We start from the raw sequence: 22732 nt of genomic DNA, 5'->3' as shown, positions 1-22732 counted from the left end.
ACTAGCGAGTGATCGTGCTTGGTGCGCGCCCCAGCGATCTTCCAATGGCTCGCAAGCTGTCGCCCGACGCCAGGCGCTGCTGGATCTCCACTCGCTCGTTCAGGGTCAATTCGTTGTACGTTCTCATCGCAACAGCCTATGTCAGATGCGGCATGGTGTTGCACGTGGAGTTTGAGTCGGCCTAGGCAATTAAGTAAAGATATGAGTCAGCTGCCATCATATTGGAGGCGGGGCAGTCCCTGAGCCCGCACGTAACCGCTCGGGGTGATTTAGTTAGTCACGCCCAATTTATTCACGTAGTGATTGTCCACGACACATTTTCAATGTTTGCTAGCCTTTACCTGCGTCTAAAACCGCGTCGTGGAAATAAGATTCATGGATGATCATGATCCTGACACCGGACTTGCGCAATTCAACTGCCTTTTCAACTTTCCGGCCGTAGCAAGCGAAAGCCCAGCAGGGGTTGCCGTCAGCGCCGATCACAAGGTAGTCAACTTTCTTTCCTGGCCCTGATGCGACGTGTCCACCTAGGTCTGAGACAGTTTCCGCGAGCTTGCGTCGCGTATAGCGGGCAGACGCGCCAGTGAAAGCAAATGTTCTCTCTTGGAATTCGATCTCGGGACATACCGCGCAAAGGCCAACAACCGATTCTCCATTTGAGATTGGAGCGTTAGTTATGGTCTTTGAGTCAAGGAGTGCAACGAACTCGGAGAAATATCGGAAGAGCATTTCATGCTCTTGCTCATCAATGACCTTATCCACCAAAACGGTGGTTACGAGGCTACCAATCTCGTCGTACGGCCAGCAGCCCCGTAAATGTTCATGGTCCCCAATCCAATCAGAGAGACCACGAAGCTCTTGCTCTGAGATGCTTGTGTCTGCCACGATCCCGCCAACAATTGCATGTAACCGTTGAAGGTCAGTTGTGACTTGATCGTAGAACTCATTGGAAGTAAGACGTTCGCAGAGCCACACGATGTCGTTCTTCTCGTCTTCCGTAAGAACGCGATCAGCGAGTGCTTGCTCTATTACGGGAATTAGCTCATTGAACGGATGGCGATCCCGCAGCTCCAGCTTGTCTTCAAGCCACAAATGCAGAAAATCAACCTCCGATGCGTTGATCTCGCTGTCAATAGCAATCCCTTCGATGATGCCGAGTAGAGAATTGATGCTCTTGTCGATTCGAGAGCGCCCGGTTAATTTGAAATATCTCTTATGTTCTTCGTGCATGAGAAACCTCGATGTTTGGTGTAAAGGCCAACGCTTGAGTTAAGTGGTGGCGTAGCCATCCGCCTTGAACGAGATATTAGACGTCACCCGCGTTGACCAAGTGGACAATGTCTGTAGGAAGGTTTCTTGGTCGGATGATTGAGCCCAGTTTGCGTTGCAGGGCTGCCACAAGGATCCAGATGCTTAAGCGCATGTCTGTCATGACCATCATGAACGCCATATGGTCGACTGACCACATGTCGCCGCCCTTGGCGGCCAGCTTTTCTGCCGCCGTACAGTGCTGGCTAAGAGTTGCAGTTATTTCTTGAACGAGAACTTCGCAGGAAGGGTTTGCCCATACACCCTTGGACGCATTAACGATTGACCTGCGCGCCTCGTAAAGGCTCTGCATGGCGTAATGTGGCGACTCGTCCTCTCCGCATGCATAGAACAGCCGGCGAGAGTCGATTTCGGTGACGATACCGTGGACACGATTTAGATCGTGGTCTTGAAGGGTGATGCCGCCAAAACTGAAATGGCCGTTCGCTGCCGCTTGACGAAAAGAAGCCACGAAATTCTTGAAGAGACCATCGGAACGCTTCAGGAGGTCGGAGTCTGTGACGTTCGAATCAACGTGGAAATTCCGCAGGCTCATGGGACTCCTTTGAGGCCTAACGTCAAAGAGATTTCAAATTGAACTATAACTCCGCAGCCAATCCTCGGCATGTGGACGTTTGGGCCGCTTGATCCGGCGGCGTCTGTGTAGTGACGAGGCGTGGTCAAGCTTTCATGTAGCGGGAAGGGCTGGTCTGGGGCGCATGGAAGGACCGCGTCCAGGCACCTACGGCGCCGGCACCACATCCACCCTCTCCACATAAATCAACTCGCACGCCCCCGCCCCCGTGTCCTCCCGGGTCATGGACGTCTTCCAATGCCACCCGCCAGGCCGGCTGGCGTCGACCAGGAAGCCTTCCAGGTGGACCACTTCGCTGGTGCGCACCTGCTCCAGCTGGTTTTTCACGTCGGCATCGGCGGGGATCATGTGCATGTTGGCGCTGGAGGTTTCGATCTCGCGGCGGGGGATGGGGAACTCCTGCACGTGCCAGTAGTAGAAGCGGCCGGACTGGCTGATGTCGATGTGCTGCAGCACGTCGCTGTCGGACATGCGGCCCCAGCCCATGGCCAGGTCCAGCGGCACCAGCTTGCCGTCGGCGCCGCCATAGTCCTTGCGCGAGAGCACGCGGGCGGTGATGTCGAAGTGCGCGCGGGTGGTGAGGGTGGTGTCGCCCTTGCGCAGTTGCGCGCCGTGGTCCAGATCGACCTGCTCCGGCGCCGCGGCGGCCAGCACGCCGGGGCCGGGATGCACGGCAGCGTGCTCGCGGTGCTTGAGCACACCCAGCAGCACCAATGCCGCGGCGGCGACGATCAGAAGTTTGCGCATGGGGCCCCGACTCTCGGTCTGCGCGGAGTGTACGCGATGCGGGCGCCGCGCTCAGCCGACGTCGGTGGCGGATGCCCGAGGTCTCGCTGCCTTGCGGCCGCGATGGGTTGCCGGGGCCGATGCTGTCGGCGAGGCGGCCGAATGCGCGTCCAGCAGTTCGGCGGGCAGTTGCCGGAACACCTCGGCCAAGCGCTGCAGGAAGGCGTGCATCGCCGAACTCTTGCGCCACACCATCGCGATGCGGCGGCTGGGTGCGTGGCCCTTGAACTCGATCAGGTGCAGGCCGTCCACCGGCGCCACCGGCGGCTTCACCGCCATCACCGGCAGCAGGGTGATGCCGACGTTGGCTGCCACCATCTGGCGCAGGGTCTCCAGGCTGGTGGCGCGAAAGCCCGAGTGCTCGCCGGCGCCGGCCATGTGGCAGACCTCCAGCGCCTGGTCGCGCAGGCAATGGCCGTCTTCCAGCAGCAGCAGGTTCTGGTTGGAAAGGTCGCGCAGCTTGAGCAGCCCCTGCTGGTGCGCCAGCGGATGTTCGTCGGATACGGCGAGCAGGAACGGTTCCTCGAACAGGAACTCGCTGTGCAGGCTGTCCTCGTGCAGGGGCAGGGCGAGGATGCCGGCGTCGAGCCGGCCTTCGCGCAGCAGGCGCAGGATCGACTCGGTCTTTTCCTCGACCAGCAGCAACTCCAGCTTGGGGAAGGCCGCGCGCACCAGCGGCAGCGCGTGCGGCAGCAGGTAGGGCCCCAAGGTGGGGAAGATGCCCAGCCGCACCGTGCCGGACTCCGGATCCAGCGTGCGCCGCGCCACCGCGCGGATCTGCTCGACCCCGCCCAGCACGTCGCGCGCGCGGATCGCGATGTCGCGGCCGACCTCGGTCAGCAGCACCTTGCGCGGCGCGCGCTCGACCAGCGACACGCCCAGTTCTTCTTCCAGTTTCTTGATCTGGGTGGAGAGGGTGGGCTGGCTGACGAAGCAGGCGGCCGCCGCGCGACCGAAGTGACGGTGCTCCGCCAAGGCCACGAGGTATTGCAGGTCGCGCAGGTTCATCGCCGCTCCCGGTCCGCCGAAAGATGGATCATACCTATGAAGTGCCACGCAAATAATCAACGCTGGCGATGCTGCCGGCCGCCAGCCATGCCTTCTGGCACTGGGTCGAAAGTCATGCCGCCCCCTAGCGTGGGGCTTTGCCCGCCCCGGAGTGAAGCCATGCGTCGCCTAGTTCAGACCGCCTTGTTCACCGCGCTTGCCGCCTGTTGCGCCTCGGCCCTGGCCGCTTCCGCCGAACAGGCCCCCAGCGGCCGGTTGCCTGGCTGGGCCGTGCCGCAGTCGTACCAGCTGGCGTTCAAGGTAGATCCTGCGCAGGCGGATTTCTCCGGCACCACCACGATCAAGGTGAAACTCGAAAAGGCCTCCGATCACCTGTGGCTGGACGGCGCCGACCTGAAGGTGTCGAAGGTGGAGATCACCGATGCCGCCGGTGCGGTGCACGCCGGCAAGTACGTGGCGGCGGATGCGAAGGCCGGTGTGGCGCGGGTGGATTTCGGCAGCGTGCTGCAGCCACAGCAGCTCAGCGTGAAGTTCGAATACACCGCGCCGCTCAACGCGCAGTTGCAGGGTCTGTACAAGGTCAGCGCCAAGGGCAAACCGTATGCGATGACGCAGATGGAGCCGATCAGCGCGCGCTTCGCCTTCCCCGGCTTCGACGAGCCGGGCTTCAAGACCCCGTTCGACATCTCCATCACCGCGCCCGCCGACGAAACCGTGGTGGCCAACACCAAGCAGGTGAACGAGCGCAGCGCCGGCAAGGGCTGGAAGACCGTCACCTTCGCCCGCACCGTGCCCCTGCCGACCTACCTGGTGGCCTTCGCGGTCGGTCCGTGGGACGTCGTCGCCGGCCCGGACATTTCGCCCGATGCGTACCGCGCCAAGCCGCTGCAACTGCGCGGTGTCGCCGCCGAAGGCGAGGGCCATCGCATGCAGCACGTGCTGTCCGAAACGCCGAGCATCATCCACGCGCTGGAGAACTACTACGGCTTCGGCTATCCGTTCGACAAGCTCGACCTGCTGGCCGCGCCGGATTTCTCCGCCGGCGCGATGGAGAACCCTGGCCTGGTCACCTTCCGCGACTGGCTGCTGCTGCTCGACAAGGATTCCCCCGCGCGCAACGTGCGCGGCTCGTTCAACGTCACCGCGCATGAGCTGGCGCACATGTGGACCGGCGACACCGTCACCACCGAATGGTGGAACGACATCTGGCTCAACGAGGCGTTCGCCACCTGGATGCAGCAGAAGGTGACCATGCAGGTGCATCCGGAATACCGCGCCGATCTCGACCGCGTGCGAGGCGGCCAGCGCGCGATGGGCAACGACAGCCTGGTCAGCGCGCGCAGCGTGCGCCAGCCGATCACCGGCAACGGCGACATCACCACCGCGTTCGACGGCATCACCTACCAGAAGGGTGCCAGCGTGCTCGGCATGTTCGAGAACTACGTGGGCGAGGACACCTTCCGCAAGGGCATGCGCGCCTACATCCAGGAGCACAAGTTCGGCAACGCCACCGCCGACGACCTGGTCGATGCCATCGCCACCGCGGCGGGCAAGGGCACGCCGTTCAAGCACGCGTTCAACAGCTTTCTCAACCAGTCCGGCGTGCCCTACGTGCGCACCAAACTGGAATACGGGAACGGCCAGGCGATGCTGCAGCTGAGCCAGGATCGCTACCTGCCGCTGGGCAGCAAGGGTGACGCGCAGCGCCTGTGGGGCGTGCCGGTGTGCGTGCGCTACGGCACCAGCGCCAGCGGCAAAGACAAGGCGCCGTCCAGCAAGGTGGAGTGCAAGATGCTCGACCAGGCCAGCGGCTCGATGGCGCTGCCCGGTGCCGGCAAGCCGACCTGGGTCATGCCCAATGCGAACGCCAGCGGCTATTACCGCTTCAGCCTCGACAAGCCGCAGCTGACCCGGCTCACCGCCGTGGTCGGCAAGCTCAGCGACGCCGAGCAGCTCGCCTATGCCGATGCGGTCAGCGCCAGCTTCCGTCACGGCGATCTCGACGCCGGCGACGTGCTGGCCGCGTTCAAGCCGCTGACCGCCTCGCCGATCTCCGACGTCGCCACCGCCCCGCTCGGCCAGCTGGCCTGGATCGCGCACCACGTGGCGCACACCGACGCGCAGCGTGCGCGCGTGGACGGTTGGGTCCGCGAGGCGTATCTGCCGCGGCTGCAGAAGCTCGGCTACCAGCGCGTGGCCGGCGAGACGGATACAGCGGCCTTGCTGCGCAGCACGCTCGCCGACGCGCTGGCGTTCGACTTCCGCGTGCCGGAAGTGCGCGCGGCCTTGCTCAAGCAGGGCGAGGCGGCGCTCAAGCGCGGCGCGAACGGTCGCCTGGATCTGGCCTCCGCCAATCCCGACCTGCTCGGCACGGTACTCGGCGTGGCAGTGCAGACGCACGGCAAATCCGCGGTGGACACGCTGATCGCCGAACTGCCCCGCACCAGCGACCCGGCGCTGCGCAACGGCATCCTCGACGGTTTGTCGGGTGCGGAAGACCCGGCACTGGCCGAACAGGTGCGCGACTTCGCCCTGACCGACACGGTGAAGGTGGGCGAGATGGGCCGGCTGCTGATGGGCGAGCGCGACACCGTCGCCCAGCGCGATGCGATGTGGCAGTGGTTCACCGCGCATTACGCGCAGATCCTCGCCCGCACCGGCAGCTTCGCCGGCGGCCGCCTGCCGTCGCTGGCCGCAAGCGGCGGCTGCAGCGCGACCGAGGCCACGCGTCTGCACGCCTTCTTCGATTCGCGCGTGGACGACGCGGCCGGCATCGCCCGCGGCCTGGCGCAAACCGGAGAATCGATCGAGCTGTGCGCGGCGCTGAAGCAGGCGCAGGACCCCGCGGCCATCCTGAAGTAACCCCGCCGGCGCTCGCGCTGCGCGGGCACGCATCACTTGACGCGTCGGCCGTCTGGCCGGCGCGTCATTTTTTTCGGCCCGGCCGTCGCGGTCTGGCTAACGGGCTTTTCGACAGGCCTCCGCCATCATCCCCACACTCCGTCATGCCTGCGAAGGCAGGCATCGCACTTCCAGCAAGAACGGTGATCGCTTCCACCTGTAGGGGCGCACCCTGTGCGCGATGCTCTTGCCTTTGAATCCGCCGGCAGCAACAGCATCGCGCACAAGTGCGCTCCTGCGGGTGGAGGCACTCACTCGCTCCTGATTTTGCGTGCGACCCACCGCATTCCGATGCCACCACCCGCAACGGCGAAGTGCGATGCTGCCTTCGCAGGCATGACGAGGCCCGAGGGGGCTGGCCTCGACCCCATTTCGTCCCGTGCTGCGTTGAATCCAGAGTGCGCGATGTGCGCACGCGTGTCGCGGCCGGCGCTAGTTACAGGCCGCTTCGTCCGTTCGATGCGTTCCACTTACACTGTGCCCGCCGACCGGCCTACAGGGGTAAAGCAGCATGCTTCGTCGATGGTGCATTTTGCTGGGATTGGGCTTGCTGCTGGCCGCGCCGCTGGCGGCGCAGGACATTCCGCCGCCGTTGCGCGACTGGCAGGGTTGGGTGCTGCACGACGTGCCCGGGCACGCCTGCCCGTTCCTGGCCAGCCAGGCGCCGGGTGAGGACAGCTACCGCTGCGCCTGGCCGGGGCGGCTCGCGCTCGATGCCGACGAGGATGGTGGGCGCTTCAGCCTGGAGGTGCATGTGGATGCGCCGAGCTGGGTGGCCTTGCCGGGAGACAGTCGCCACTGGCCGCAGCAGGTGAGTCTGGGCAATCGGCCGGCGACGGTGCTGGAGCACCAGGGCGAACCGATGTTGTGGCTGGAGCCGGGCGATTACCGCATCCAGGGCGCGCTGCCGTGGACGTCGCGCCCCGCCAACCTGGGCGTGCCGGAGTCGATCGGTCTGGTGACGCTTCGCGTCGACGGCGCCAGGGTGACGCGGATCGAACGCGATGGCGGGAAACTCACCCTGGGCGAAGCGGCCAGCGCCCAGCGCGCGGCCGATGCGCTTTCGCTGCGCGTGTATCGCCGTCTGGCGGATGGCCTGCCGGCCACGCTGGAAACGCGGCTGCAATTCAACGTCAGCGGCAGCGCGCGCGAGCAGCTGCTGGGACCGGTGCTGCCCGCGGGCTTCGTCGCTACCGCGCTCAGCGGTGAGCTGCCCGCGCGACTGGAAAACGACGGCCATCTGCGCGTGCAATTGCGGCCGGGGCAGTGGACGCTGACCCTGCTGGCACGCAGCGTCGCACCGCTGGCGAAGGTCGGCGTGAGCTTGCCGCCTGCGCCGTGGCCGAAACAGGAGGTCTGGAGTTACGCCGACGACAACGCGCTGCGCAGCACGCGCGTGGAAGGCAACGCCGTCGACGCCGCGCAGGCCGGGGTGCCGGACGACTGGGCCAACCTGCCGGCTTATGTGCTGGACGACCGCAGCGGGCTGAGCGTGGAGCAGGGCAATCGCGGCAACGAAGGCGGCCGCGGCGATGCGCTGCACCTGCAGCGCGAGATGTGGCTGGATTTCGACGGTGGGCATTTCAGCGTCGCCGACCACCTCAGCGGCGAACTGCGCCATCACCAGCGGCTCGACGTCACCGCGCCATGGCAGTTGCAGCGTGCCTCGGAAGATGGCGAGCCGCTGCTGGTCACCAGGGATGCGAATGGCCGCGCAGGTGTCGAGCTGCGTGATCGCCGCATCGACGTGGAGGCCGGCCTGCGCGTGCCGGCCGCTGTCGGCGCGATGCCCGGTTCCGGTTGGCAGCTGCCGCTGGACGGCATCGAGGCCACCGTGCATCTGCCGTATGGCTATCGCCTGCTCGGGGCGATCGGTGCGGATCGTTCGAACGATTCCTGGGCCGCGCAATGGAGCCTGCTCGACCTGTTCGTGGTGGCGCTGATCGCCTTGCTGGCCGGGCGCCTGCTCGGTTGGCCGTGGGCCTTGCTGGCGGCCGGCTACCTCGCGCTGGCGCAGCAAGAGGCGCTGGCGCCGCTGTGGACGCTGGCGTTGGCCCTGGCGCTGGCGCTGCTGCTGCGCGCGCTGCCGGAAGGTCGCCTGCGCGTGTTTGCGCGCAGTGGTGCGCTGGCGGTGTTCGCGCTGGCGGTGCTGTGGGCGCTGCCGTTTGCGGCCGCGCAATTGCAGTACGCCTTGCATCCGCAACTGGAGCACGGCAGCGCGCCGCGGATGGTGTCGGCGGCGTATGCGCCACAGGCCGTCGTGGTCGACAAGATGGTGGCCGGCGTACCGGCGCCGGCGGCACCCATGGAAGCGCCGAAGCAGCCGCCACCGAAGATCATTCAGCGAGTTGCCTCGCCCGCCGTGAACGAGGTGAGCGCGAATGCCGTGCAGGCGTCCTCGAGCTCGTTGGAAAGTGTGGTTGTCACGGGCGCCGCCTCGTCGGTTGGCCAGCAGATGAGGGCCGAGCAGGACAACCGCGCCGTGATCCAGGCCGGCGTCGGCACGCCGCACTGGGACCAAGGCAACAACTACCGGCTCGGTTGGTCGGGGCCGGTGACGTCGCAGCAGACCACCCGGCTGGTGATCGCGCCGGCGTGGCTGGTGCGGCTGCTGCGCGTGCTGATGGTCGGCTTGCTGGCGGCGCTGCTCGGCCGGGTGGCGATGAACCTGTGGCGACCGCTGCGCGGGCGCTGGATGCCTTCGCGCGGCGCCGGCGTGGCCGGTGCCGCCTTGCTGGCGATCGCCTTGCTTCCCACCGGTGCGCGCGCGCAGGCGCTGCCCGATGCGCAGCTGCTCAGCGAGTTGCGCAGCCGGCTCACCGAGGCGCCGAAGTGCGCGCCGCAGTGCGCCGAGGTGGCGCAGGCACAACTGCAGGTCGACGGCACGCTGCTGGAGGTGACGCTGGAAACGCATGTCGGCGCCAGCGTGGCGCTGCCCTTGCCGACCTCCCACGAGGCGATGCCGCTGCTCGACGTCAACCTCGACGGGCAGGCCGACCCGCCGCTGCAGCGCGACGGCGATCAACTGCTGCTGCGGCTCGATCGCGGCGTGCACCGCGTCACCTTGCATTACCGGCTCGACGCGGTGGACAGCGCCGCGCTGCACTTCGCGCTGCCGCCGCAACGCATCGCCTTCAGCGGCCCGGGCTGGTCGCTCGACGGCGTCGATGGCGGCCGCGTGCTGGGCGACAGCGTCACCTTGCGCCGCGTGCAGACGGCGGCCGACGGCAGGCAGCTGCCGACCACGCAGAGCTTTCCGCCGTATGTGCGACTAAACCGAAGCATCGGCCTGGGCCTGGACTGGATCGTGCTGAACCGGGTCGAGCGCATCGCGCCGCAGGAGGGCGGCTTCAGCATCAGCCTGCCGCTGCTGCCGGGCGAGCATCCGCGGGGCGAGAGCGTGCTGGTCAAGGACGGCAGGATCAACGTCACCTTCAAGGCCGGCGAATCGATGGTGAGCTGGAGCAGCCAGCTCGATCGCTCCGCGAAGATCACCCTGGAAGCACCGCCGCTGGGCGAGCGCTCCGAGGTGTGGGAAGTGGGCGCGGCGCCGATGTGGCACGTCGATGCCGAAGGCGTGCCGACCAGCGCCAGCGATGACGGCCTGCGTTTCGATCCGCTGCCGGGCGAGAAGCTGCAACTGGCGATCACGCAGCCGGTGGCCGTGGCCGGCGACAGCCTCGCCATCGACGGCGCGCAGTTGACCGTGCGCACCGGCGAACGTGCCAGCGAGTTGCAGCTGGACCTGCAAGTGCGCAGCACGCGCGGCGGCGAGCACGCCATCGCCCTGCCGCCCGGCAGCGAGTTGATCGAGGCCCGGCGCGACAACCAGCCGATCAACCTGGCGGTGCGTGACGGCAAGCTGAGCCTGGCGCTGCTGCCCGGCGCGCACGACTACATCGTGCATCTGCGCGAACCGCTGGGTGTGGCCGCGCGCGTGCGCACGCCGGCGCTGGACCTGCACGCGCCGGTGGCCAACATCGGCCTGAACCTGCAACTGCCGCAGGATCGGTGGGTACTGTGGAGCTGGGGTCCGACCGATGGCCCGGCGGTGTTGTACTGGTCGCAGCTGCTGGTGCTGTTGATCGCGGCGTGGCTGCTGGCCCGTTACGCGCCGACACCGCTGCGGCTGCGCCACTGGGTGCTGCTGGGGCTGGGCTTCTCCGCCTTCGCCTGGAGTGCGTTCGCGCTGGTGGTGGTGTGGCTGATCGCGCTGGGCCTGCGCGCGCGGATGCGCACGCCGGAGCAGCTCGAGCGCCTGCGCTTCAACCTGCTGCAACTGGGCCTGGCGGCGCTGACCGTGCTCGCGCTGTGCGTGCTGATCGGCGCCGTGCCGCAGGGCCTGCTGGGGCTGCCGGACATGCACGTGGCCGGCAACGGTTCGTCGGCGTCGAACCTGCACTGGTTCGCCGATCGCAGCGAGGGATCGTTGCCACGGGCCGGTGCGTTCAGCCTGCCGCTGTGGATCTACAAGCTCGCCATGCTGGCATGGGCATTGTGGCTGGCCAATGCGCTGATAGGCTGGCTGCGCTGGGCCTTTGACGCATGGACGCGCGGCGGCTACTGGCGCAAGCGCGAGCCGAAACCGGGCGTGACGCCGCCGCAACTGCCGCCCTCGGCGGCCGGGCCGGGCCGCGATGCCTGACGTGCGCGAGGCACTGGCGGCGGCGACGCAACGGCTGGGCGATCGCGCCGAGGCCGAACTGCTGCTGCTGCACGTGCTGCGGCAGCCGCGCAGCTGGCTGTTCGCGCACGCCGACGACGCCCTGGATATGGACGTCCAGACGTCTTATCAGGAATTGCTCGCCCGTCGCGAGGCGGGCGAGCCGGTGGCCTATCTCGTCGGCCATCGCGGCTTCTGGACGCTGGATCTGGAAGTCACCCCGGCCACGCTGATCCCGCGCCCGGAAACCGAGTTGCTGGTGGAATTGGCGCTGCAGCGCCTGCCGCTCGTCGCTGCCTGCAGCGTGGCCGACCTCGGCACCGGCAGCGGCGCGATCGCGCTCGCGATTGCGCGCGAGCGCCCACGCGCCCGGGTGGTCGCCACCGACGCCAGCGCCGCCGCGCTCGCCGTCGCCCAGCGCAATGCGCAACACCTGGGGCTCGGCAACGTGGTCTTCGCACATGGCGACTGGCTGGCTCCGCTGGCTGGCCAGCACTTCGACCTGATCGTTTCCAACCCCCCGTACATCGAGGCCGCCGACCCGCACCTCACGCAAGGCGACCTGCGCTTCGAGCCACCCGCGGCGCTCGCCTCCGGCCCCGACGGCCTCGACGCCATCCGCCACATCGTGCGCGACGCCCGTGCCCATCTGCACCCTGATGGCTGGCTGCTGTTCGAGCACGGCTGGAACCAGGGCCCAGCGGCCCGCGCGCTGCTCACCGAAGCGGGCTACGCCGAGGTGTTTACCGCGCAGGATCTGGAGTTGCGCGATCGGGTGAGTGGCGGCAGGGTTTGAGCTGTTTGTCGGTTCAGTCGGGACGGTGAGCAATGCGGGACTGGAGCGGGTGGAGCGGCTGGCCATGGGTTGCGCGGACCGTTCGCGATGGAAGGGGGCGCTGCATTTCCGGCATCAGCTTGGTTGATCATCCTCGAAATCCATCCACGCATAGCGTTCACCGTCGATACGTTCTTCAACGGGTTCTTCGCGGTGAGATCCTGTCGCGGTTACCCAGAAGCTTGCCTCCGCACGCAAAAATTCCCGATAGTTGTTGGGCAGCGTACCCTCGTGTCTTGCCCAGCGCAGTGCTCCGGGTTCAAATTGGCTGGTAAGCGGCAAGTTCTGCTTACCGGCGAGGATGCGCTCAACCAAGGGGAGCAATTCATCGTGAATTCCGTACGGATCGCCAAGTGGTACATCGCGCTTGATGATCTGGCGGACCAGTCTTGCTTCACGCTGCACGCGCACCTGATCGACCTCACTGAAGCTCCAGCCATTCTTTTCGTCCAGTTTGACTAATTTTCTATGCATGGCGTAGTTCCTAGGGAAATTTTATACCTGTACGGCTTGGAGCATTGAATGAGCTTCGATCGGTAAGAAGCGTTTGCACTTTGCCGCCACTCTGTTCCCAGCCGTTCTGGCTTGTAGGGGCAATACGTGACGTATAGGACATGCTTGGGTGGATGGCTGTTATCTGCACGACATCAAATTCGCCGGCCTGCTGGCTTTCGAGTGGAAGCCCAAGACAATCACCTATTTGATCCGCGTTCAAACCGCGCAGAGAATCCATTTCTGCTTTGCTCATCCAAAATTCTGAATTGCGTCCTGGCATGGAGTTCTTTGGTACCAGCTTGTAGAACTTATCGCCTATTTGAACGGGATTGGCCACTGGCCGCGTTGATCCGCTTTCCATAAGCTGCCTGGTCTTCAGGATTGCTTCGTCCCTGGTGAATCCCTGTTTTTCGTATTGGCTGACCATGCCGCGCCCCTCGGGAGTGAGCATCGGGTTTTCATTGATTCCATGCGTTCTGTATGACCGGTATCCGTCGGGAGCTGGCTTTCTTACGGGCTTCCTTACGGTATCCCCCGGTTCTGGAGATTTCTTGGAAGCTGGAGGGTTGTTCGGTTTGGTGGTGACCGCATTGCCGTTCGAGCTTTCACGTGTAGCTTGTAAAGCTCTTTCGCTTATCCGTTTGTCCGCCTTGAGCCGCCCCTCATTCCTCACCATCCACTCCGCAAATCTCGGCCCGGCCTTGCTGCCGCGCACGCTCTCGGCGAGGTCGGCCATGCTGCCGCGGCCTTTGGCCAGGTAGGCGACGATGCCCATCAGCAGGAGGACGAATACGGCGACGTGGGCGCGGGCGATCTTCTCGGCGGCGTGGTGGAGGGCGAGCTGGTCGATGCGGACCGGTTGTTGCGGCAGCGGCGGTGCGGTGGCGGCTTGCCAGGCCTGATGAATGCCGGCCCAGTAGTCGCGGGCGATCCCGGGCATGTCGTTGACGACGTACTCGGCCAGCGCCTTCAGGCCCATGGCGATCAGTATCCACTCGCCGACCTGGGCGCCAGCGCCGGCGCCGATGACGACACCGGGCACCGCGCCGGCCCCGACGCCACCGATACCCCCGGCGATGCCGCCGATCAGGGCGCCGCCGCCAGTGGTGGTCAGCATGACGATGAGGCACTGGCGCAGCACTTCGACGATGTCGTTCACGACACCCTGGAGATTCAGGTCGCGGAAGTCGCGCAGGATCCAGTAGACCGTCAGGCCCTCGGAAAGCCTGATGGCTTGCCGCACGCTGTCAGCGCGCGCCGAGACCAGCCTTGCCTTGCCGCGGATGCCGACGGTATGCCGGTCGGCCCAGCGTTCCAGCTGCTGCCACGGATCGAGCATCCCGCCCATCGACACCATTGCCACTCCCTGTGCGCATGATTCCCGTGCCAGGGCTGCAAGATAACCCGGCGGCGTTGGCAGATACTCCGCCGCTGTTCACGGAAATGCTGTAGGTCGATGGCGCGTTCGCCATTCCGCGTTTGCCGCTGCCGCGTCGATGGGAGCGTGGCCGCACGGGCAGTCGGTGTGCCCGTCGGCCTGGCGACGGGCTCAGGCGCTGGCCTGGCTCAAGGTTCCCGCCTGCGGGAAGCGCGCACGGATCGCGTGGCGGATGCTCGACAGGTCCAGTCCGGCCATGCCCAGCACTTCCTCGCGGCTGCCGTGTTCCAGATAGACGTCCGGCAGGCCCAGGTGCAGGATCGGCAGCACGATGCCGTGCGCGGCGAGGCATTCGGCCACGGCGGAGCCGGCGCCGCCGGCGACCGCGTTGTCTTCCAGGGTGACGAAGCCATCATGGGTCTTCGCCAGTTCCACCAGCAGCGCCTCGTCCAGCGGCTTCACGAAGCGCATGTTGACCAGGGTGGCGTCGAACTCGGCGGCGATCGCGGCGGCGGGTGCCAGCATCGCGCCGAAGCTCAGCAGGGCCAGGCCATGGCCGCGCCGGCGCAGCTCGGCCTTGCCGATCGGAAGGGTGTCCAGCTCCGGATGGATCGCGACGCCGGGACCGGTGCCGCGCGGATAGCGGATGGCGGCGGGGCCGGCATGCTGGAAGCCGGTGGAGAGCATCATGCGGCACTCGTTCTCGTCGGCGGGGGCCATGATCACGAAGTGGGGCAGGCAGCGCAGGAAGCTGAGGTCGAAGCTGCCCGAATGGGTGGCGCCGTCCGGGCCGACCACGCCGGCGCGGTCGATGGCGAAGGTGACGTCGAGGTTCTGCAGCGCCACGTCGTGGATCGCCTGGTCATAGGCGCGCTGCAGGAAGGTGGAGTAGATCGCCACCACGGGTTTGGCGCCTTCGCAGGCCATGCCGGCGGCCAGCGTCACCGCGTGCTGCTCGGCGATCGCCACGTCGAAGTAGCGCGCGGGGTATTCCTTCGAGAAGCGCACCAGGCCGGAGCCTTCGCGCATGGCCGGGGTGATGCCGAGCAGGCGCGGGTCGGCGGCGGCCTGGTCGCACAGCCAGTCGCCGAACACGTCGGTGTAGGTGGGCTTGGCCTTGCCGGTTTTCTTCTTGACGCCGGCCAGCGGGTCGAACGGACCGACCGCGTGGTATTCGATCTGTGCCTGTTCGGCCGGGGCGTAGCCCTTGCCCTTGGTGGTGATCACGTGCAGCAGCTGCGGGCCGGGCAGGTTCTTCACCGTGCGCAGTGCCTGCAGCAGCTGCGGGATGTTGTGGCCGTCGATCGGGCCGGTGTAGTGGAAGCCGAGTTCCTCGAACAGCGTGCTCGGCACGAACATGCCCTTGGCGTGCTCCTCCCAGCGCTTGAACCAGCGGCCCATGAACGACTGCTTGGGGATCGCCCGCTTGGCTCGTTCGCGCAGGTCGTTGAGGCGGCGGCTGGCCATTGCGCGCGCCATCACCTTGGTCAGCGCGCCCACGTTCTCGCTGATCGACATGCCATTGTCGTTGAACACCACCAGCAGGTTGGGTTCGACGTCGCCGGCGTGGTTGAGCGCCTCGAACGCCAGGCCGGCGGTCATCGCGCCATCACCGATCACGGCCACCACCTTGCGCTCCTCGCCGCTGGCCTGCGCGGCGATCGCCATGCCCAGCGCGGCCGAGATCGAGGTGGAGGAATGGCCGACGCCGAAGGTGTCGTACTCGCTTTCCTCGCGGCGCGGGAACGGCGCCAGGCCGTCCTTCTGCTTGATCGTGGTGATGCGGTCGCGGCGGCCGGTGAGGATCTTGTGCGGGTAGCACTGGTGGCCGACGTCCCAGACCAGGCGGTCATGCGGGGTGTCGAACTCGTGATGCAGGGCCACGGTCAGCTCGACCACGCCCAGGCCCGCGCCGAAGTGGCCGCCGGAGCTGGCGACGGCTTCGATCAGGTACTGGCGCAGTTCGTCGGCGACTTGCGGCAGTTCGCTGTCGGGCAGCCGGCGCAGGTCGGCGGGCGTGCCGATCGATGCCAGGCGCGGGTAATGGCTGAGATCGTTCATCCGCGTATTGTTGGCCCAGCGGCGGGGCGGAGCAAGGGCGGGCATCTGAACGGAGCATGGCAGGGCCGCGCCGTGACGGTCTCCACGTGGTGCACACGTGGCAACGGCGAGGCTGGGCAGGGTTCTTCCATTCAGGGAGTTGCACCATGTCCATGCGCAAACTGTTCCGCCGTTTCGCCGAAACCACCTCGCGTCAGGCCGGCAAGCCACTGGCGTTCGTGCTTGCGGCCGCGCTGGTGGCGGCGTGGGCGGCGACCGGACCGCTGTTCGGCTACGGCGACACGTGGCAGCTGGTGATCAACACCTCCACCACCATCATCACCTTCCTGATGGTGTTCCTGATCCAGAGCAGCCAGAACCGAGATACCGCCGCCTTGCAGATCAAGCTGGACGAGCTGATCCGCACCAGCCGGGCGCACAACGCGCTGCTGAACCTGGAGGAGTTGGACGAGGACGACCTGGACCGTATCCGCAAGCACTACTGCAAGCTGGCGCACGCGGCGTACGGCGATCTGGCCACGATCGAAAAGGAGATCAAGGACATGCACAACGACGAGGGCGAGGACGCCCCGGCCGGCTGAACTCATGCGTCGGCCATGGCCGCCACCGACCGCCGGTTGCGCGGCAGCCGGCTGACCAGGAACTCCATCTGGTCGGCCAGGATGTTGCGGTTGGACAGGATCAGGTGCTCCACCCAGCTCGGCCGATAAGGCACTGCCAGCAGCGGCATGTTGGCCTGCTGCGGTGTGCGGTTGCTCTTTTTCAGGTTGCACGCCAGGCAGGCGCTGACCACGTTCTCCCACTCGTCCTTGCCCTGCCGGGAAATCGGCATGACATGGTCGCGGGTCAGTTCCATGCGGGTGAAGTGCTCGCCGCAATACATGCAGATGTGGCGGTCGCGTGCGAACAGCGCGGTATTGGTCAGCGCCGGCGCCGGGTCGACGGCGTGCTCGCGGCAATGGCCGGTGCTGGCGATGATCGGGTGCAGCTGCAGCAGGCTCTGCGTGCCCAGCGCGCGGTTGTGGCCGCCGTGCACGGTGAGGCAGGGGTCGCCCAGCGTCCAGGCAACCACGTCGCGCACGTACAGGCACACCGCGTCCTGCCAGCTGATCCAGTCCAGGATGCGGCCGGCGGCGTCCAGCGACAACACGCGCGTCGCCTGCAGATCGGCCGGTTTGATCACATCCATCAGCATGCAGTTCGTCCTTCCGCCGGGGCATCGAGGGAACCAGAGGCATGGCGCAAGGCCAGCCTGGTCGCAGCATAGAACACTTTTCGGCCATACCGAAGAAGCGGGATTCGCAGGTGCCTGCGCCCACTGATATGATCAGGAATTCGACATGAAACCCATGCCGGGTTCGACAGGGCCGCTGCCGTGGCGGCCCGGCGCGGTGGGGGACCAAAGGTGGATCAACGTGGCTGAAGTCATTTTCTACGAGCACCCGGTGGCGCTCAATCGAGCCGAGCACAAGGATCTTCGGCTCAAGAGCGTGCCCAACATGAAGTTCGCGATGAACACGCATTCGGTGCCGCTGACCACCGTGGAATTCGGCCTGGCCGCGCGCGACCTGCTGATCGTGTTTGCCGGTACCGATGCCGCCAGCGCCGGCCCGATCGCCCTGCTGGGCCTGCGCCAGAACGAGAACCTGTACGTCGACGCCGCCGGCCAGTGGGCGCCCAACACCTACGTGCCGGCCTTCGTGCGCCGCTACCCGTTCGTGCTCGCCGAGAAGCCCGAGGGACAGCCGGGCGGCGATTTCGCGGTGTTCCTCGATGAATCCTTCGAGGGCTTCAACGCCACCGACGGCCAGCGCCTGTTCAACGAGGACGGCACCGACACCGAGCTGCTGAAGAACGCGGTGGGCTTCCTGACCGAGTTCCAGCAGAACATCGACCGCACCCGCACCTTCATGCAGTACCTGGTCAAGCATGACCTGCTGGAAGCGCGCAACGTGCAGCTGCACAAGGGCGAGCCGGAATCCGGCCGCGGCATAACCCTCAACGGCCTGTTCATGGTCAACGAGGAGAAGCTGCGCGCGCTGGACGAGAAGGTCGTCCACGAGCTGATGCGCGAGGGCGTGATGGCCTGGATCTACGCCCACCTGCTGTCGCTCAACAACATCGATCGCCTGGCCCGTCGCCTCGACGAGCGGGAGCAGGCCGAGTCGGCCGCCCCCAGGAACTGAAGCTGTCCGGGCGCCCTGCGCGCCTGAGAGGAAAGCGCTGCGACGGGTGACCGTCGCAGCGCTTTTTTTGTGCGTGGACTGACACTTGTGGAAGCGCCGTTCGGCGCGGGGCTGCCGGAATCAGTGCGACACCATCGGCAGCGCGATGTAGCTGGCTTCGCCGGGTGCGTGGTAGACGCGCTGGGTAGCCTTCACGTAATCCGCCGGCGTGGCCTCGAAGATGCTGGGCACGAAGGTCTGCGGGTTGCGGTCGTACAGCGGAAACCAGCTGGACTGCACCTGCACCATGATGCGGTGGCCGGGCAGGAACACGTGGTTGGCGGCGGGCAGCTCGAAGCGGTAGGCGAGCGGCTTGTCGGGGGTCAGCGCTGCGGGCGTGTCCCAGCCGGTGCGGTAGCGGCCGCGGAAGATGTCCATCGCCACCGCCAACTGGTAGCCGCCCATCTCCGGTTGCTCGGCCACCTGGTCGGGATACACGTCGATCAGCTTCACCACCCAGTCGCTGTCGGTGCCGCTGGTGGAAGCCACCAGGTTCACCACCGGCGCACCGGCGATGGTCAGTGGTGCGGTCAGCGGCGCGGTTTCGTAGCTGAGCACGTCGGTGCGACCGGAGGCTTCGCGCTGGTCGTCCACCAGCCACTGCGACCAGGTGAGGCCGTTGTCGTAGCCGACGGGCTGGATCGGGCGCGCGCGGAACGGCACCGGGTGCGCGGGGTCGGAGACGTATTCATCCCAGGCGTTGCCGCCCGCGGGCGCGTCGAAGCCGAGCCGCATGCCGGGTTGCAGGTACAGCGCACGATCCTTGCCGGGGCAGCCGTCGGCGCAGGCCAGCGGCCAGCGATCCAGCCGTTGCCAGTGGTTGGTGCCGGTCTGGAAGGCGGTGACCGGGGCGAGGTCGGCCTTCGGCGCACCGTCCTTGAGGTATTGCGCCAGGAACGGGCGCAGGATGTGCTCGCGGAAGTACTTCGCGGTGTCGCTGCCGAAGCGGATTGCGCCCAGCGAGCTGCCTTCCTCGATCTCCTGGCCGTGGTGCCACGGGCCCATCACCAGCTTCACCATGTCGCCGCTGGTGTCCTTGGGCTTGATCGCCCGATAGACGGCCAGCGCGCCGTAGATGTCCTCCTGGTCCCACAGGCTGTGCACCAGCATCACCGGCACGGTGAGCGGCTGCGCGGCAAGCAGCTTGTTCACCGCCTGCTGCTGCCAGAACGCGTCGTAGGCGGGATGGGCAAGGATCTTGTTCCAGAAGCCCAGCTGCCGCATGCCGTAGGCATCGCCCATCGCGCCGGCCGACACGTAGTGCATGAACAGGTCGTACTCGTCGCGGTAGTTCGTCCACCACTTGACCTTGTTGTCGCGGCTGGCCTCCTGCTCGTAGATGTAACTCAGGTTCTGCTGGCGGAAGGCGCCATGGTGGAACCAGTCGTCGCCCATCCAGCCATCCACCATCGGGTTCATCGGCACGGCGGCCTTCAGCGCCGGATGCGGGTGCACCAGCGACATCAGCGGCTCGAAGCCGTCGTAGGAGATGCCGATGGTGGCGACCTTGCCGTTCGTCTCGGGAATGTTCTTCACCAGCCAGGCGATGGTGTCGTACGTGTCGGTGGCGTCGTCCACCGGCGTGGGGTTGAGCGGGCCGTGCACCGGGCGGTTCATCACGTAGTCGCCCTCGGAACCGTACTTGCCGCGAATGTCCTGGACCACGCGGATGTAGCCGTCCTCCACGATCACGTCGGCAGCGTTGTCGTAACCCTCCAGCAACGGTTCGAGGTGGCCGCTCATGGAATTGTGGGTGAGCTGGTGCGCGTCGTAGGGCGTGCGCGTGAGCACGATGCCGGCGTGCTGCGCGCCCCGGGGAATCAGGATCACCGTGTTGAGCTTCACGCCGTCGCGCATCGGGATCATCACGTCACGCTCGACGTAGTCGAAGCTGCCGGTGGCCGGCTTGAAGCTGGCCGGCGTCTCGCTGGGATAGTCGGGATATTTCACCTGTGGCGCGTCCGTGGCCGGCAGGGCGCCGCTGGCGGCAAGCAGGAAGGCGAACAGCACGGGCTTGAGCCCCGCGACGAGACGACGTGGTGTCATGACGGTCGATCCCCAGATGGAAGCAACCGATCCAGCTTACTGCGACCAAGGCCGGGGCGACCATGCTGGAAAGCGGGATTTCTCGCGGATTCGCGGAAAGAGCAACCCGGCGGGTTCGGGCACAAGATCATCGATCGGTGCGCGTCGATCGGATCCATGGGCTCGAGGCCGGGCCGGTGACACGTCGCATCATCCAGTGCGGCCGCCGCCTGTTCCTGTGCAAGCGCAGCAAGGCGCGATGGACTCCCCTTTGCCCGGGCGCGTTCAGCGGATCGGCTTGGCCAGTCGCAGCAGGTCGGGCAGGTAGCCGGAGGTCTCGTACAGCGTGCGGGCGCGTTCGTTGCCGGGGAACACCGCCAGCGTCACCAGCTGGCACTGGTGTTCGCGCGCCCAGTCCTCGGCATGCGCCAGCAAGGCCTTGCCGACGCCGTCGCCTTCGTGTGAAGGCGCCACCGCCAGATCGGAGATGTGGCAGTTGCTGCGGCCGCTGAAGAAATCGGCGGTGCGTTGCAGGTGGATGAAACCGACCCGTTCGCCGTCGCCATTTTCGGCCACGAACAGGAAGCTGTTCGCCGGCTGGTCTTCCAGGTGCCTGAGCAGATCCTGGCGGATGCCCTCGACGCATTCGTGCCGCCGGCGCCACGCCGGCAGCGGGAAGTCGGCGAAGCGCGGCACCAGGGCGAGGATGAAATCGTCGTCGTCGTCGGCCAGGCGGATCAGCAGGGGCGAGTCGTTCATGGGCGATCGGGTCGGTGTGGGCGCGTTCCGACGCTTTCTACACCGGCTGCCGCCCGGACGAAAGCCCGGCCGAAGCGGCATGTATATTCATGTACAGCCCGCAGCCATGATCGGGGGTCACCGTGACGACGACGCGCCGCATTTGCTTGCAGCCCGCGGGTAATGCCGTGCTGGCGCAGGGCATGGCCGAGATTCGGCAGCAGATGGACTTGCCGACGGCGTTTCCGGCCGAGGTCGAAGCCGCCGCCGCGGCGGCCGCGGCAAATCCGCGCCTGCCGGCGCTGGATCGCACCGAGCTGCCGCTGGTCACCATCGATCCGCCGGGATCGATGGACCTGGACCAGGCGATGCATGTGCAGGCGCAGGGCGAGGGCTACTGCGTGCATTACGCCATCGCCGACGTCGCCGCCTTCGTGCAGGCCGGCGACCCGGTCGACCTGGAGGCGCATCGGCGCGGCGAGACGCTGTACGGCGCGGATTCGAAGATTCCGCTGCATCCGAAGGTGCTGTCCGAGGGTGCCGCCTCGTTGTTGCCGGATCAGGTGCGCCCGGCGCTGCTGTGGACGGTGGAGCTGGACCCCGCCGGCCACATCGCCGCCATCGACGTGCGCCGCGCGCTCGTGCGCAGCCGCGCCCGGCTCGACTATGCCGGCGTGCAACAGGCCATCGACGCCGGCAGCGACGATCCGATGTGGGCGGTGCTGCGCCGGATCGGCGAGTTGCGCGAACAGCGCGAACGCGAGCGCGGTGGCGTGAGCCTGCCGTTGCCGGAGCAGGAGATCGACGTGGTCGACGGCCACTGGACGCTGGCGTTCCGCGCGCGCTTGCCGATCGAGAGCTGGAACGAGCAGATCTCGCTGCTGGTCGGCATGGCCGCGGCGCAATTGATGGTGCAGGCGAAAGTGGGCCTGCTGCGCACCTTGCCGCCACCCGATCCGCACGCGATCGCGCGTCTGCACGTCACTGCGCGGGTGCTCGGCATCGGCTGGCCGCCCGGACTGGACTATCCCGGCTTCATCCGCTCGCTGGACCCGACCAACGACGTGCACGTGGCGATGCTGACCGCCTGCACCACGGTGCTGCGCGGGGCCGGTTATGCGGCGTTCGACGGCACGCTGCCCGCGCAGCCGATGCATTCGGCGCTGGCCGCGCAATACACCCATGCCACCGCGCCGCTGCGTCGGCTGGTCGATCGCTACACCGGCGAGGTCTGTCTGGCGCTGTGCGCGAAGCAGCCGGTGCCGACGTGGGCACTGGCCGCCTTGCCCGGCCTGCCGGACACCATGCAGGCTTCCGGCCATCGCGCGGGCCAGTACGAAAGCGCGGTGTTGAACCTGGCCGAAGCCGCCGCGCTGGCGCCGCGGCTGGGCGAGGTTTTCGACGGCGCGATCGTCGAGGTCGCCCACGGTGATCCGGCCCGGGGCAGGGTGATCGTGCGCGATCCGGCGGTCGAGGCGAGCGTCTCCGCCAGCGGCAACCTCACGCTCGGCGCCGACGTCCGGGTGAGCCTGGTCGAGGCCGACCCGGTGCGGCGCGTGACGCGGTTCGAGCTGGCCGGGTGACGGCGCGAAGGGTTCGTTGCGGGACAGCAGCGACGGCGTGTCGTGCACAAGCGCGCAGGGCGGTAAACCGTTGGGCGGCACCAGCGTCGGGCCGTTGAAACCACTCCGTGACGCCATTCCCGCGAAGGCGG

General features: G+C 66.7%; 17 protein-coding genes. 6 read left to right on the top strand and 11 right to left on the bottom strand.

Annotated elements, in window-relative coordinates; all coding sequences use genetic code 11:
• Position 1: 1 nt before the first annotated feature.
• From B1991_RS19220 to B1991_RS18140, 5 genes are all read right to left on the bottom strand, one after another.
• Positions 2-127: a helix-turn-helix domain-containing protein gene (locus B1991_RS19220; protein WP_136260081.1), complete on the bottom strand. Its 126-nt coding sequence runs from the start codon at positions 125-127 to the stop codon at positions 2-4.
• A gap of 203 nt (positions 128-330) precedes the next feature.
• Entirely contained in the window at positions 331-1230 is a 900-nt protein-coding gene (locus B1991_RS18155; RefSeq protein WP_136260080.1) for a BRCT domain-containing protein, read from the bottom strand.
• Between the two features lie 76 nt (positions 1231-1306).
• Positions 1307-1864 (bottom strand): hypothetical protein, encoded by a 558-nt coding sequence (locus tag B1991_RS18150; protein ID WP_136260079.1) that lies wholly within the window; start codon positions 1862-1864, stop codon positions 1307-1309.
• A 186-nt stretch (positions 1865-2050) separates the two neighbouring features.
• Entirely contained in the window at positions 2051-2650 is a 600-nt protein-coding gene (locus B1991_RS18145) for a hypothetical protein (RefSeq protein WP_136260078.1), read from the bottom strand.
• A gap of 51 nt (positions 2651-2701) precedes the next feature.
• Entirely contained in the window at positions 2702-3697 is a 996-nt protein-coding gene (locus B1991_RS18140; protein ID WP_136260077.1) for a LysR substrate-binding domain-containing protein, read from the bottom strand.
• A 159-nt stretch (positions 3698-3856) separates the two neighbouring features.
• On the opposite strand from B1991_RS18140, the gene B1991_RS18135 reads away from it, so the two are divergent.
• The 3 genes from B1991_RS18135 (at position 3857) to prmC (ending at position 12057) form a co-directional block, all read left to right on the top strand.
• The gene (locus tag B1991_RS18135; protein ID WP_136260076.1) at positions 3857-6559 is read left to right on the top strand and encodes a M1 family metallopeptidase; all 2703 of its coding nucleotides are present in this window, start codon (positions 3857-3859) and stop codon (positions 6557-6559) included.
• A 550-nt stretch (positions 6560-7109) separates the two neighbouring features.
• Positions 7110-11243, top strand: a complete 4134-nt coding sequence (locus B1991_RS18130; RefSeq protein WP_136260075.1) for a DUF2339 domain-containing protein — start codon at positions 7110-7112, stop codon at positions 11241-11243.
• On the top strand, positions 11236-12057 hold the full coding sequence (prmC, locus tag B1991_RS18125; protein ID WP_136260074.1) for a peptide chain release factor N(5)-glutamine methyltransferase: 822 nt from the start codon (positions 11236-11238) through the stop codon (positions 12055-12057). Before B1991_RS18130 ends, prmC begins: the two co-directional genes overlap by 8 nt.
• 114 nt (positions 12058-12171) lie before the next feature.
• Here the strand turns inward: prmC and B1991_RS18120 are convergent, their stop codons facing one another.
• The 3 genes from B1991_RS18120 to dxs form a co-directional block, all read right to left on the bottom strand.
• On the bottom strand, positions 12172-12570 hold the full coding sequence (locus B1991_RS18120; protein WP_136260073.1) for a hypothetical protein: 399 nt from the start codon (positions 12568-12570) through the stop codon (positions 12172-12174).
• A 10-nt stretch (positions 12571-12580) separates the two neighbouring features.
• Complete coding sequence (locus B1991_RS18115; RefSeq protein WP_136260072.1) at positions 12581-13948, bottom strand: DUF6861 domain-containing protein; 1368 nt, start codon at positions 13946-13948, stop codon at positions 12581-12583.
• 192 nt (positions 13949-14140) lie between these two features.
• A complete protein-coding gene (dxs, locus tag B1991_RS18110) occupies positions 14141-16030 on the bottom strand; it encodes a 1-deoxy-D-xylulose-5-phosphate synthase (protein WP_136260071.1) in 1890 nt (629 codons plus the stop codon).
• A gap of 146 nt (positions 16031-16176) precedes the next feature.
• Between dxs and B1991_RS18105 the strand changes: the two genes are divergently transcribed.
• Positions 16177-16611, top strand: coding sequence for a low affinity iron permease family protein (locus B1991_RS18105; protein ID WP_210772174.1), 435 nt, complete (start codon positions 16177-16179; stop codon positions 16609-16611).
• Between the two features lie 2 nt (positions 16612-16613).
• Here the strand turns inward: B1991_RS18105 and B1991_RS18100 are convergent, their stop codons facing one another.
• Entirely contained in the window at positions 16614-17225 is a 612-nt protein-coding gene (locus B1991_RS18100) for an HNH endonuclease (protein WP_136260070.1), read from the bottom strand.
• A gap of 220 nt (positions 17226-17445) precedes the next feature.
• On the opposite strand from B1991_RS18100, the gene B1991_RS18095 reads away from it, so the two are divergent.
• Positions 17446-18216 (top strand): SapC family protein, encoded by a 771-nt coding sequence (locus B1991_RS18095; RefSeq protein ID WP_168709706.1) that lies wholly within the window; start codon positions 17446-17448, stop codon positions 18214-18216.
• 120 nt (positions 18217-18336) lie between these two features.
• Here the strand turns inward: B1991_RS18095 and B1991_RS18090 are convergent, their stop codons facing one another.
• Positions 18337-20301, bottom strand: a complete 1965-nt coding sequence (locus B1991_RS18090; RefSeq protein WP_136260069.1) for a CocE/NonD family hydrolase — start codon at positions 20299-20301, stop codon at positions 18337-18339.
• A gap of 264 nt (positions 20302-20565) precedes the next feature.
• Complete coding sequence (locus B1991_RS18085; protein WP_136260068.1) at positions 20566-21039, bottom strand: GNAT family N-acetyltransferase; 474 nt, start codon at positions 21037-21039, stop codon at positions 20566-20568.
• A 182-nt stretch (positions 21040-21221) separates the two neighbouring features.
• Between B1991_RS18085 and B1991_RS18080 the strand changes: the two genes are divergently transcribed.
• Positions 21222-22601: an RNB domain-containing ribonuclease gene (locus B1991_RS18080; RefSeq protein WP_246031234.1), complete on the top strand. Its 1380-nt coding sequence runs from the start codon at positions 21222-21224 to the stop codon at positions 22599-22601.
• Positions 22602-22732: the final 131 nt, after the last annotated feature.

The organism is Rhodanobacter lindaniclasticus, from assembly GCF_004799035.1.
Classification (GTDB): domain Bacteria; phylum Pseudomonadota; class Gammaproteobacteria; order Xanthomonadales; family Rhodanobacteraceae; genus Rhodanobacter; species Rhodanobacter lindaniclasticus.
This window is presented reverse-complemented; position numbering and strand designations above follow the sequence as displayed.